This is a genomic window from Candidatus Cloacimonadota bacterium (assembly GCA_034661015.1).
Classification (GTDB): domain Bacteria; phylum Cloacimonadota; class Cloacimonadia; order JGIOTU-2; family JGIOTU-2; genus JAYEKN01.
The window spans coordinates 1-13,293 of record JAYEKN010000294.1 but is presented as its reverse complement, the minus strand read 5'-3'; the positions used below and the strand labels follow the sequence as shown (position 1 = coordinate 13,293).

The window sequence follows — 13,293 nt, the reverse complement described above, 5'->3', positions numbered from 1 at the left end:
GGTGAGTTGTTACTCCAAATATTCAAGAGGATCAATCGGATGCCCTGCTTTGCGAAGCTCAAAATACAAGCAATCTTTCTCAATGAAAGGATTTGAACCGGAATAGGAAATGATTTGCCCTTTCTCAATAGTCTCTCCTCGTGTTACGATTAATTTTTCATTAAAGCCATATAAGCTGTAAAATCCATTTTTATGGTCAATAATAACAAGGTTTCCTTTTTTTTCAAACCAATTTGCATATGCCACTACACCGGATGCTATTGATTTGACGGGTGATCCGTTTTGGCTATAAATGAGAATTCCCTCATTTTTCAAAGAAGTATGTTTGCCTGTTTGATTTGTTCCGAATTTCATGAGCAGCTCACCTCTTATAGGCCAAGAAATTCCTTCTTCAAAAGAAAAAGAATATTTTTTTCCTGTTTTTTCTGCTTCATGTTGCAATATAAAATTTTCTAACCTGCTGATTCCATTTTTGAGTTCATCTATTCGAGAGCTATAACCATTCTCAATTTTTTCAATAAGATGCAATTCTTCTCTTTCTGAATGTCTTCTGCCCACAGAATAATTAAACTCGTTTCTATCAGATTGAATCATTTTGCTTAGATCGGCAACTACTTGCTTTTGTTCGTTGCCTTCATTTTGTTTGGAAATATAAAAGGCAAAAATACTATCAATATTTGCAACAATATTTTGGGAACAAAGACCAAGAAGATTTTGTTTCAGATTGGTTTGAACAGAATTTTCGTAGATTAATGCAGAATTATTTTTGAGAAATAGATTTTGTATTATTTTATTTAGTAAAAAAGAATTTGCAGATATTTCTTCATTGCTTTTATGCAGAATTGCATTTATTACTTCCAGTTCATTTTGAGCTAAATTTTGATGTAGAATGAGATCGTCAAGTTTATTTTGCAATTGATTAATGTTGAATTGAATTTTATTTATTTTTGCTTGTTGAAAGTTTTTATCGTTTCCCAAACTTTTTAATTTTTTTTGCTCACTCTCAATTTGAGTTGATAATTCTTGAATACGTTTCTCGGACTTGACAACAATATCGCCAAATGCAAAGCTAAAAACAAGAAACGAAAACATTAAGATTCGTATAATTATTTTTTTTTTCATAGTCTGAAATTACCATGATTCGGTTTTTATGTCAAAAAAATTAGAAAATATATTGACTTAATATCCCGATAATCAATATTGACGTTTTCAAAATAGTATAAAAAATAAATTAACAACAATTATTGGAGGAAACAATGACAAAGAAGTTTAAAGCGATTGATGGAAACACAGCTGCCACCCATGTTGCTTATGCATTCAGTGAAGTTGCAGCGATTTATCCGATAACACCATCATCATCTATGGGTGAAATGGCTGACCTTTGGTCTGCCCAAGGTCGGAAAAATATTTTTGGTGAATGTCTTGATGTGATTGAAATGCAATCTGAGGGCGGAGCATCAGGTTCTGTTCATGGTTCTCTTTCCGCCGGTGCATTGACTACAACTTTCACCGCATCACAAGGACTTATGCTGATGCTACCGAATATGCACAAAATTGCAGGTGAAATGCTCCCAACAGTTTTTCACGTATCCGCTCGTTCTCTAGCGTGTCAAGCCCTATCAATTTTTGGCGACCATTCTGATGTGATGTCAGCCAGAAATACCGGCTTTGCCCTAATGGCTGCCGGTTCGATTCAGGAAACAATGGATTTAGCGGTCGTCTCTCATCTTTCTACTTTGAAATCGCAAATTCCATTTGTTAATTTTTTTGACGGATTTCGCACATCGAATGAAATCCAAAAGGTAGAAATTCTTCCCTACGAAAAAATGGCAGAATTACTTGAAATGAAATATGTGGAAAGATTTCGAAAAGGCGCTATGAATCCGGAAGCCCCCTTTATGAAGGTTGGAGCACAAAATCCGGATGTCTATTTTCAGGGAAGAGAAGCAGTTAATAAATATTATGTAGTTGCTCCCGAAATTGTGCAAGAATATATGGATAAATTTGCGGAAAAATTCGGTCGCCATTATCATCTTTTCGATTATGTTGGTGCTCCTGATGCCGAAAAGATTCTGATTTCAATGGGAACATCCACAGAGACTATTGAAGAAACGGTTAATTACTTAACCGGCAAAGGTGAAAAGGTTGGAGCAATAAAAGTCAGACTCTATCGTCCCTTCTCGGCAAAAGCACTTATTTCTGCAATTCCCGAATCAGTAAAGAAAATTGCTGTTCTCGACCGAACAAAAGAACCGGGCTCCTTAGGTGAACCTTTGTATCTTGATATTGCTACGGCTCTTAGAGGCAAAGACATCGAAGTTATCGGCGGTCGCTACGGATTATCTTCTAAGGAATTTACTCCCACAATGGTAAGAGATACTTTTGATCATCTTGATGAAAAAGGAACGACCGGATTTACAGTCGGAATAAATGATGACGTTACTAACACCTCTATAAAAGTTAAAGAAGAAATTGATGCGGAACCAAAAGGTGTGATTCGTTGCAAATTCTGGGGTTATGGTTCGGATGGAACTGTAGGCGCAAATAAAAATTCGATAAAAATTATTGGCGATAATACTGATAAATATGCACAAGGTTATTTCCAATATGATTCAAAAAAATCAGGTGGTGTTACGATTTCTCACTTGCGTTTTGGCGATAATAAAATTCAATCACAATATCTCCTAAATAATGTGGACTTTGTAGCCCTTCACAAAGATTCATATATTGGACGATATGATATTCTGGACGGTATAAGTGAAGGTGGAACATTTTTGCTGAATTCCTCTTGGAACCCAAATGAAGTTTTTGATAATCTTACAGAAGAAATGCAGAAAACTATTATTGAGAAAAAGATAAAAGTTTACAATATTGACGCCCTAAAAATTGCACAATCCGTTGGACTCGGAAGTAGGATAAATACTGTTATGCAAGTTGCATTTTTCAAAATTTCCGGTGTTCTTCCTGAAGATGAGGCAATAAAATTAATCAAAGATGCGATCTATAAAACCTTTATCAAGAAAGGTCAAAATGTTGTTGATATGAATTGGAAAGCGGTTAATGAATCTGTCGAAGCAATCGAAAAAGTTACTATTCCAGCAATAATTACAGAATCTGCTCCGGTACCCCAGCTCATTCCTGACGACGCAGAAGATTTCGCCAAAGATGTTATCGAACCGATCATGCATTTTAAAGGGGATACGATTCCTGTTTCCAAAATGCCTTATGACGGAAAAGTCCCCACAGCAACTACTCGGCTGGAAAAACGTGGAGTTTCTCCAACAGTGCCAACATGGGATGCGGAAAAATGTATTCAGTGCAATAAATGTGTTCTAGTTTGCCCCCATTCAGCTATCCGTGCAAAACAGATCGAAGAAAAATCTCTAACGGAAGTACCAAACGGGTTCAACACGATAAAATCCAATACGAAAAACGGCAAGAACCTTTTGTATAAACTTCAAGTTTACATTGAAGATTGCGTTGGTTGTGATAATTGCGTAAATACTTGTCCTGTAGATGCTCTAAGGATGATTCCTTTGGATGAAGCGAGAAAAGATAATGAAGTGGAAAAAGCCCTCTTCTTTGATGAATTACCGGAAAATATTCTTGATGGAACAAAACGTCTTTCTGTAAAAGGCAGTCAACTCCTTATGCCTTATTTTGAATTTAGTGGTGCTTGTGGTGGATGTGGTGAAACTCCTTACATAAAACTAGCTACTCAATTATTCGGTGATAGAATGGTTATTGCTAACGCTACCGGATGTTCTTCAATCTATGGTGGAACTTTTCCGACAATGCCTTATTGTAAAGACAAAGATGGTAAGGGACCTACTTGGGCAAATTCGTTGTTTGAAGATAATGCCGAATACGGTTACGGAATGCGTTTGGCAGTTAATGCAAATCGAAAACAGTTGAAATCCAATATAGAAAAATTGCTTAAAATTGGCACATCGACTGAATTGTCAGAAGCTCTTCAAAAAAGTCTCGAATTGTGGGATTCTATAGAAGAAGATGCTAAGATTGCTGCAAAGAACGTTAAGCAAATTCTTCCGGAAACTCTTGATTCTGCAAGCGACTCGACCAAACCTGTAATCAAGAAAATTATCGAACTAAAAAATTATATAGTTGATAAAAGTGTTTGGAGCATCGGCGGTGATGGATGGGCTTACGATATTGGATATGGTGGACTTGATCATGTGCTTGCCGGTAACAAAAACATCAATGTGCTGGTTCTGGATACGGAAGTTTATTCAAATACCGGTGGTCAGGCTTCAAAAGCTACTCCTACCGGTTCAGTAGCAAAATTTGCTTCAGCAGGAAAACGCACTAAGAAAAAAGATCTCGGTAGAATGGCGTTAACTTACGGATATGTTTATGTGGCGCAAATTGCTATGGGTGCAAATAATAATCAGTGCCTGAAAGCTATTGCAGAAGCTGAAGCATATAAAGGTCCTTCGCTGATAATTGCGTATTCCCCATGCATCAATCATGGTTGCAACATGAAAGATACTCAAGCAGAAGAAAAATTGGCTGTTGACACGGGATATTGGAATCTGTATCGTTATAATCCTGATTTGAAAAATGAGGGTAAAAATCCATTTACACTTGACTCCAAAGAACCAAAGATGGAATATCAAAAATTTCTTGATGCTGAAGTTCGTTACCGCACCCTCGCACAGCAGTATCCGGAAATTGCCAAAAGGTTATTCAAACAAGCCGCTGCCGAAGCAAAAGAAAGATATGAAATCTATAAGCGAATGGCAGAGAAATAATTAATTCTCTCAAAATCTAAATATTAAAATCCCACAGGATAAAACTTGTGGGATTTTTTTTATCTTAGTTTTTTTAAAGAATAACCCTATAATATTTATAATTAAGTGTAATTTTCCCATTAAAAAAAAATGGCTCCACAGGAGGGATTCGGACCCCCGGCCAATTGGTTAACAGCCAACTGCTCTACCGCTGAGCTACTGTGGAACACGGATGATACTTTTTTTAAAGGGAAGAATTACTGTCAAGTTTAGGGTATAATTTTGAACAAATTTTACGAAAATCAAGTAATAGATACAAACATCTTTATTTTTTTATTCGATTATATCATCTTTAAAAATTCTCATAACTTTTATCATGTCCTCAGGTAAATCTGAAGTAACTTTGATTATTTTTTTAGTAATAGGGTGAGTAAACTCCAATTGATGTGCATGTAATGCTTGCCTGAATAACGTGTTTGCAAGAATAAAATTCATTTTGTTTTGAAGAGTAAACGGCATTGAATTTATTGTTTGCTTTTTTGTGGAATAAACCGAATCAGCCATAATCGGGTGATGAATGTATGAAAAATGAACTCTGATCTGATGGGTTCTACCAGTTTCGAGATGAATCTTGGTAAGATCAAATCCGGGAAATGATTTTATTATTTGATAATGAGTAATCGCTATTTTGCCCTCTTTTCGCACTGCCATTTTTTGTCTATTGTGGAGATTTCTTCCGTAAAATGTTTTTATTGTATCTTCTTTCGTCGTAAAATTATTCATAGTTAAGGCAAGATAGATTTTATCAATTTCACGATTTTTGAACATATCTGTTAGCAAAGAAAGCGCTCGTTTTGTTTTGGCAATAATCAATAGTCCCGATGTATCCTTATCAAGACGGTGCACGATTCCCGGACGTATATTGATTTTTTCGGATGGATTCGGTAAATTGTCATAGTGATAAAGCAAACCGTTTACGAGTGTGCCGGTGTAATTTCCTGGAGCTGGATGGACTACCATCCCAGAAGGTTTGTTTATTATAGCAAGATATTTATCTTCATAAATAATATCCAGAGCGATTTTTTCGGCTTTTATATTTTTTTGAGGGGAAAGAGGAATCTGAATTTCAATTGTTTCTCCACCATGAATGCACTCACTCTTTTTTATGCTACGATTATTGATAGTAACAAGATTTTTTTTGATAAGTTTATCAATGAAATTACGTGAGTAAAGTTCTTCATTATTGAGTGATGCAAGATATTTATCAATCCGTGTTCCAGAGTTTGCCATTTTAATTGGAATATGGATAATTAGTTTATTTTTTATTTCAGCAGGCTTATTTTGTTTTTTGATTGGTTTTATCTTTATTATCAGGATTTAATTTCTTAAGATTCAAGTCAGCAATCACAAAGACCATACCGATGACTTTTCCATTGCTTCCATGGATAACTCCGTTTCGGAAAGAAATATGTTTTTTGATTTTTGGATAATATACTTTTCTTTCAGGGAGCATCATTTTCCGGGAAAGTGCCTCTTTAAAATATTTTAGAATTTCACCTTCAAAGTGAAAATCCATCAAAGAGGGATAATTTTCATTTGAAATGATTCCAAGAATTTTTTTTGCATGATTATTGACTAATACAATTTCAAATTTATCATTAATTATCAGGGCAGCGTCATCCATATTTTTTAGAACAATCTCTAACCTTTTGCGGTATTCTAATATTTTATTCGTTTTTGCCTGATCAAACAATTTCAGGTTATCTATCATCAAGTTGGCAGAATGGGTAAGTGATGCAATTGGACCCTTTTTCAAATTTTCAGGAATAGTAATTTCAAGTTTCCCATGTTTTAAAGCATCGAATAAATTTTCCATTGGCTTAAACGATTTTTTTAATAAAACCGGAATATAGAAAAAAATTGTAAGTCCAAGTATCATTTCTATAAATAAGAAAATGATTTGAAATGTGATGATTTGATCTTTTTCGAGAGAAGTTAATTTGCTTCCATTAGCAGTATAGATTACGTAGATTGATTGAAGAATGATTAGAAGAAAAATTATAACAATAATTGTCCGCAATTTTGCCTGAAAGGAATTGTTATTCATGAATACTCCAAAATTTTATGATTTAATGCTTTGAATTGATTTTTTTTGCTCAATCTTTTCTGATAATTGTATCAGATTATTCATATCGGATTTTCTGCCAATTACTAAAATTTTATCACCTTTTTCCAAAATATCATCTGCAGCAGGTAATATATTTGTTTCCTCTTCGAGAACTCTATTTCCCTCTTCATCTGTAGTCGGTTTGGAGTATTTGATTGCAATTATGGAAATTTTGAATTTATTTCTCACATCAAGATTTATCAAAGATTTGCCGATGAATGGTTCAGGCACTGAAATTTCGACCATTGTGTGATCTTTGGAAATTTCCATATAGGTGAAAATATGTTGTGAAACCAAAAGATTGGCGATTTCTCTTCCTACATATTGTTCAGGAAAAATTGTTTTTGTTACTCCCATTATTTTCAGGATTCTTGCGTGCAATTCGCTATCTACTTTAGCGTATATTTTACTTATACCCATTTTGTTTAAAATTGCGACAGTAAGAATGCTCACTTCCTTATTGTTACCGATTCCTACGACCACGGCATCTACATCCTCGATGCCAACCGATCTCAGAGCATTTTCGTCTGTGCAATCCAAGCATACAGCATTGTCCGCGATAATTTTTACTTCTTCTACTTTTTTTTCATCTATATCAATAGCTATGACTTCCGAACCTTTTTGAATCAAGGTTTCGATTATTGTATAACCGAAATTACCCAATCCAATTACTGCAAAACGTGCCATTTGTCCTCCATAAAAATTTATCCGATTGCGATTTGCCCTTCAGTATAACGATAGGATGATTTAAACTTTTTTTCACCCAGAGCAAAGGCTATTGTTAAGGGTCCAACTCTTCCGAGATACATTAGGATAATAATTGAAAATTTGCCGACTATTGTCAATTTTGATGTTAATCCCATTGAAAGCCCAACTGTTCCAAAAGCAGAGAATGCCTCAAATAGAATCTTAATGAATTTTGCATCAGTTTCAGTAATACACAAAATTAAAATAGCACCAATAAGGATTCCGACTGAAATAGCTATTAATGCCATGACTTTTTTAATAACTCTTTGAGAGATTGAACTTTTATAAACTTCCACCTCATCCCTACCTTTGATAATTGAAATCACAGACAAGATCATTAAAGCAAAGGTTGTAGTTTTTACCCCTCCGCCGGTAGAGCCAGGAGAAGCACCGATAAACATAAGAACCATCAACCACAATCCTGTAGCATAGCTAATTTTACCGATATCCATCGTATTGAAACCGGCAGTTCGTGCGGTTACGGATTGAAATAAAGATGCGAGTAAGCCTTGTCGGATTGGCATGCGCGAAAAATTTTGCGAGTATTCAAAAAGAAAAATTAAAAGTGCTCCGGTAATTATCAAGAAGAAAGTAACGGTTAGAACTATCTTTGAATGAAGCGTGAGGAATCTTAAAGGCTTTTTATGAGTGATAATTCTTTTTATATCCATCAAAACTGAAAAACCAATCCCTCCTGCAATTATTAATCCCATTATAGTGAAATTGATGATCAAATTACCTCTAAATCTAACAAAACTATCTGCATAAAAACTAAAACCGGCGTTGCAGAAAGCAGAAACAGAATGGAAAAGAGAATACCACAATGCTGTTTTAATTGATACGAATTCAGTATGAAATCGGATGAAAAGCAATGCTGCTCCAATTAGTTCAAATGTTAGGGTTGTGAATAAGATGGTTCTGACCAATTTGTTCAGATTTTTATGAATAACATCATCAATAATGCCATGCATTAGAGATTCCCCGCCGGCGCTCATTCTTTTGCCAAAAAGTAAGATCAAGGCAGTTGAAAATGTCATAATTCCCAATCCGCCGATTTGTAGTAGCAGAAGGATTATTAGCTTTCCAAAATGTGAAAATACAGAACCGGTATCCACCACCACCAATCCGGTTACACACGTGGCAGATGTTGATGTAAAAATAGCATTTGTAAATCCAATGCTTCTTCCGGATGAGGCTGCCATAGGCAACGATAGAAAAATTGCTCCGAAAATAATTACAGTGGCGAAACTCAACAATATCATCTTCGCCGGATGATTTTTGAAACGAGCAAATAATGATAATGCGGGTTCTGAAGTAACAATTATGTCAATAAGGATGAAAGCCTGCCTGAGGATGATGAAAAATTGGAAAATTATTATTTGCCTGTGAAATAAAATAGAAATCACAATAGCAAGAATATCTATGAAGTTTTTTTTCAGAAAATCCAAATCTGCTTCAAATAAAATAATTTTATAAAGATTGAGAATCACGAAAAATAATAAAGCAAAATTGGTAATGATAGTTGAGTAGGGGAAAATAAAATGATAAAAATATTCTGCCAAAATGAAAATAATAAAAAGAAAAGCAAGGGGAAATAAAAGAGTCTGTAAAAATTTTAAGGTAGAATTTTTTTGTTCAATTTGATGTGTCATAATTAATTTTAGTAGAAATTTGGAGAGAGAAAATTGTTGTGCTTAGTCCGTTTTTGCCTTTTTCAGTAAATCTACTTTAGGCATGAAAGGATAGAGGATAAGGAAGTTATTCTTCCTTATCCTCAAAATAGTAAATATTATTGTTTTGCTTTTTGAATTTCTTTTAAAGTACGCTTTTTACTAATTCGAATCTTGGATTTCTTTCCTTTTTTGTCCCTAATGTAAAAGAGTTTTGCTCTGCGAGTATGTCCGCGAGAAAGTATCTCGATTTTATCAATCAAAGGTGAATATAAAGGAAATACCTTTTCAACTGCTACACCGTAACTGATCTTTCGGACAGTAAAAGTTTTGTTTATACCTGAACCGCGTTTTTGAAGGATGATACCTCGAAAAATTTGTGTTCGTTTTTTTTCGTTTTCAATAAATGTATAGTGCACTTTAACCGTGTCACCTGCTCTGAAATCCGGCATATCGTGACCAATACCTTCGTTTCCAACTATATTTAATATGTCCATTTTGTTACCTCAATATTATATTTTAAAATAATGAATACTTTTAAGTATTTTTATGCCTCTATTTGCAAACGCGGAATAGTCTGTCAAGTGTTATGGCAACAGCACTCCTTACAGACAGATGATTATATTCGGAAACACCTGAAATTTTTTCTAAAAGGAAATCACTCTTTTCGATTACATCCTCAGTAAGCCCGTGAGCGGTGCCAAAGAGAATTAGTTTGGGGGAATCCAGTTGCAAAATATTTTTTATATTATCTGAATTAACCGTATTTTTGAATGATCGAGCAGAAGTCGTGATCAGGATCGGGTTTGTTTTGAACTCCATTTTTATCAGTTTTGTTGCTTCTTCGATTGAATCGGAAAATTTAATGATGTTAAATGCATTGAATCTAGAAATATTATATTCTTTCGCAATATCTGTATCCCAAAATTTTTTTAGCCGGAAAAATATTTGCCTTTGAGAATCTTGAGGATTTATGATAAAAAATTGTTTCACTCCGTAAGTCAAACACGTTCTGGAGATATCGTGAACATCCAAATTCGTTATAGAAGTAGAAACAGTTTCATTGTGCTTATTGTAAACCGGATAATGCACCAAGCCGAGGAAGAGATTATTTATCACGATTTCTCTCTTGGTAGATCTTTGTGAATTCTGCTCGTTTAGTTTGTTCCCACTCGGCTATTTTCCGGTGATTGCCGGAGAGTAAAATTTCCGGAACAGAATGACCTCGAAATTCTCTGGGACGGGTGTAATAAATACAATCCAGCTCCGAATCCTGAAAAGAATCTGTTTGGGCTGATTCAAAGTGGGATAGCACACCTTCTTGCAGTCTGGCAAGGGTATCAACTATGGTCATTGCCGGGATTTCACCGCCAGATAGAATATAATCACCGATAGAAATTTCACGTACAACAAGATGCTCCCGAATTCGATAATCAATATCCTTGTAGCGTCCGCAAAGCAAAGCGATGTAATTTTTTTTACTGAACTCGTTAGCAATATTTTGGTTGTATTTTTCCCCATGGGGTGAGAGATAAATAAGCGGGAATTTTTTTCCATCAAGCAGCTTACTCCTTTTTTTTTTTAGGAAATCAACTGCTCGGAAGATTGGTTCAGGTTTTAGCACCATGCCTTTTGCTCCGCCAAAAGGATAATCATCCACTTTATGATGCTTGCTCGTAGAAAATTCTCTGAAATCAATAAAATCAATCGACAATTTTCCTTTATCTATGGCTCTTTTAATGATACTGTGAGAGAAGGGACTGTAGAACATTTCCGGAAAAATTGTTAAAATATCAATTTGCATCTAACAGACCTTCGGGTGGATTGATTATTATCATTTTATTCTTTTTATCCATTTTTTGGATAAATTGTTTCACAAACGGAAGCATGAATTCTGCTCCTTCTAAGGTTTTTATTGAAATTATTTCCTGAACAGAATTGTTAAATACATAATCAACTGTGCCAATTAATTTATCATTCTTTAAGAATACTTTATAACCATCAATTTTATCATTCAGACCATTGCTCTCCAAAAACGAATCAATATCTTCCTTTGCAAGCATGAGTTTAGCATTTTTGAGTATAAACGCTTGTGATTTGTCGGATACACCCCTGATTTTTATTCGAATTCGTTCTCCGTTTTTTTTAAAGGATTGGATTGTTTCAAAACGAACAGTATTGTCTGGAAATACAATAAAAACTTCGGAAATGTAGGAAAAAATTCCCGTAAAATTCATATCGGGAATAACGGTTACTTCACCATCATTCCCGATAGGGTTTTTGATAAAAGCAATGGAAATCAAATCTTCAATTTCCATTATAGGATATTATTCGATAATTTCTAACTCGGTTCGTCTTTTTTGTTTAGTAGAAATAGAACTAAGTAGAGTTCTCATAGCATTGGCAGTTCTTCCACCCTTACCAATAACTTTTCCTATATCGCTAGATCCAACTCGGAGTTCGAGAAGGGTAACACGTTCTCCGGCTATCTCCTTAACTACAACTTCATCGGGATTGTCAACTAATGCTTTTGCGATCATTTCGACTAATTCTTTCATGCTCTCCTCCTATGGAGTTTGTTTAAAATCAATATGATTTCGACTAAATTCAAATCAATTGTTATCGTTCTCAATCGGTAATTCCTGAGGTTGTGTTTCACCAAATTTCTTTTCGTGAATTTTCTTCAAGATACCTGCTCGTTTCAATAGACTTTTCACAGTATCAGATGGGATTGCACCCTGTCCGAGCCAATATAGTGCTCTTTCTTCATCAATTTTATATACAAAATCTTTCGGCTTTGGATCATAAAATCCAAGATTTTCGATGTTTCTGCCGTCTCTTTGTTTTCGGGAATCAATCACAACAATCCTATAGGATGGCTGATTCCTGGCGCCGGTTCTTTTTAATCTAATTTTTACAGACAATTACTTCCTCCTTGGTGTAATTAAATTTTGCAAAAATGCAACATATTTTCATAATATTCAATATTCTAATAATTTTTTCTTAATATAAATTTTGCTAAACAAATTATTTTATTGTATTTATTGTCAACCTTTTTGATATTAAAAATTCGTAGTGTTATTAATAAACAGGTAAAACAATGCATCTTGGAGCTAAAATGCAAATTGAACCAATCGGAATTATAGAAACTCCTTTCGAAAATTATGAAGAAATTCCGGCAAAAGGAAAACGAAAGAAAACAGCTGGAAAAATTATTGTCAATGAAAAATATGTATCCGGTTTGAAAGATCTGTCCGGGTTTTCGCATATTATTCTTCTCTGGTATTTTCATAAAAGCAAAAAAACTAACCTGATTTCACACCCGCCTTTTGATAATAAAAGTCATGGAGTTTTTGCCACTCGAAGCCCCAATAGACCCAATCATATCGGAATGAGCATAGTAGAATTAGAAAAAATTCGCGGAAATGTGATAACCTTTCGCAATGTAGAAATGTTCAATAACACACCATTACTCGACATTAAACCTTATATTAGAAGTTTGGATGAGGTAGAAAATGCAAAATTTGGGTGGATTGATGAAATTGATTGATGGTTAGGAGTGGTGTGTGAAAAAATTTGCAGGTTTCTGATGAAAGTTCCTAAACGGGAAACAAATTGCAAGTGTAAAAATTTGGAATTCGCGAGTAAAACAAAAGCAAAAAATTTCCGTTAAATTTCCAAAGTATTTTTCACAATATTTGACAAACTTTTTTGTTCCATATCAATATGGCACAAAACTAACGTTTAAAATTATTAGAAATTTATAGGAGTATTGTGGGAGTTAATTTATTTTGTTTTTTGCCAAATGCAGTTTGTAAAGTTAGGGGAAGCTATCTTGAAATTATTTGCCAAATTAAATAAAATCCACCTTTCACTTCTCCCCTTTCCCTTTTCACCCAATCTGTTTTTCATTCATAATTCAAAATTTTCCATTATTCATTATTCATTATTCATTATC

13 protein-coding genes and 1 tRNA gene are annotated in these 13,293 nt (G+C 34.4%); 2 read left to right on the top strand and 12 right to left on the bottom strand.

Annotation, left to right across the window (positions count from 1 at the left end; translation table 11 throughout):
• Positions 1-9 precede the first annotated feature (9 nt).
• On the bottom strand, positions 10-1,122 hold the full coding sequence (locus tag U9P79_10230; protein ID MEA2104997.1) for a peptidoglycan DD-metalloendopeptidase family protein: 1,113 nt from the start codon (positions 1,120-1,122) through the stop codon (positions 10-12).
• 134 nt (positions 1,123-1,256) lie between these two features.
• On the opposite strand from U9P79_10230, the gene nifJ reads away from it, so the two are divergent.
• On the top strand, positions 1,257-4,772 hold the full coding sequence (gene nifJ / locus U9P79_10225) for a pyruvate:ferredoxin (flavodoxin) oxidoreductase (GenBank protein ID MEA2104996.1): 3,516 nt from the start codon (positions 1,257-1,259) through the stop codon (positions 4,770-4,772).
• Between the two features lie 130 nt (positions 4,773-4,902).
• On the opposite strand, the gene U9P79_10220 is transcribed toward nifJ, so the two are convergent.
• From U9P79_10220 to rpsP, 11 genes are all read right to left on the bottom strand, one after another.
• Positions 4,903-4,977, bottom strand: a tRNA-Asn gene (locus U9P79_10220).
• Between the two features lie 107 nt (positions 4,978-5,084).
• The gene (locus U9P79_10215) at positions 5,085-6,041 is read right to left on the bottom strand and encodes an RluA family pseudouridine synthase (GenBank protein ID MEA2104995.1); all 957 of its coding nucleotides are present in this window, start codon (positions 6,039-6,041) and stop codon (positions 5,085-5,087) included.
• A 46-nt stretch (positions 6,042-6,087) separates the two neighbouring features.
• Positions 6,088-6,858, bottom strand: coding sequence for a hypothetical protein (locus U9P79_10210; GenBank protein ID MEA2104994.1), 771 nt, complete (start codon positions 6,856-6,858; stop codon positions 6,088-6,090).
• A gap of 15 nt (positions 6,859-6,873) precedes the next feature.
• A complete protein-coding gene (locus U9P79_10205; GenBank protein ID MEA2104993.1) occupies positions 6,874-7,605 on the bottom strand; it encodes a TrkA family potassium uptake protein in 732 nt (243 codons plus the stop codon).
• A 17-nt stretch (positions 7,606-7,622) separates the two neighbouring features.
• Positions 7,623-9,317, bottom strand: coding sequence for a TrkH family potassium uptake protein (locus U9P79_10200; GenBank protein ID MEA2104992.1), 1,695 nt, complete (start codon positions 9,315-9,317; stop codon positions 7,623-7,625).
• Between the two features lie 137 nt (positions 9,318-9,454).
• Positions 9,455-9,832 (bottom strand): 50S ribosomal protein L19, encoded by a 378-nt coding sequence (rplS, locus tag U9P79_10195; protein ID MEA2104991.1) that lies wholly within the window; start codon positions 9,830-9,832, stop codon positions 9,455-9,457.
• Positions 9,833-9,890: 58 nt separating this feature from the next.
• On the bottom strand, positions 9,891-10,454 hold the full coding sequence (locus U9P79_10190; protein MEA2104990.1) for an RNA methyltransferase: 564 nt from the start codon (positions 10,452-10,454) through the stop codon (positions 9,891-9,893).
• Positions 10,444-11,139: a tRNA (guanosine(37)-N1)-methyltransferase TrmD gene (gene trmD, locus U9P79_10185; protein MEA2104989.1), complete on the bottom strand. Its 696-nt coding sequence runs from the start codon at positions 11,137-11,139 to the stop codon at positions 10,444-10,446. The genes U9P79_10190 and trmD overlap by 11 nt, the downstream gene beginning before the upstream one ends.
• Positions 11,129-11,653, bottom strand: a complete 525-nt coding sequence (gene rimM, locus U9P79_10180; protein ID MEA2104988.1) for a ribosome maturation factor RimM — start codon at positions 11,651-11,653, stop codon at positions 11,129-11,131. Before rimM ends, trmD begins: the two co-directional genes overlap by 11 nt.
• A gap of 9 nt (positions 11,654-11,662) precedes the next feature.
• Positions 11,663-11,893: a KH domain-containing protein gene (locus U9P79_10175; protein MEA2104987.1), complete on the bottom strand. Its 231-nt coding sequence runs from the start codon at positions 11,891-11,893 to the stop codon at positions 11,663-11,665.
• 54 nt (positions 11,894-11,947) lie between these two features.
• On the bottom strand, positions 11,948-12,259 hold the full coding sequence (gene rpsP, locus U9P79_10170) for a 30S ribosomal protein S16 (GenBank protein ID MEA2104986.1): 312 nt from the start codon (positions 12,257-12,259) through the stop codon (positions 11,948-11,950).
• 194 nt (positions 12,260-12,453) lie between these two features.
• On the opposite strand from rpsP, the gene tsaA reads away from it, so the two are divergent.
• The gene (gene tsaA / locus U9P79_10165) at positions 12,454-12,885 is read left to right on the top strand and encodes a tRNA (N6-threonylcarbamoyladenosine(37)-N6)-methyltransferase TrmO (protein ID MEA2104985.1); all 432 of its coding nucleotides are present in this window, start codon (positions 12,454-12,456) and stop codon (positions 12,883-12,885) included.
• The last annotated feature ends 408 nt before the right edge of the window (positions 12,886-13,293 follow it).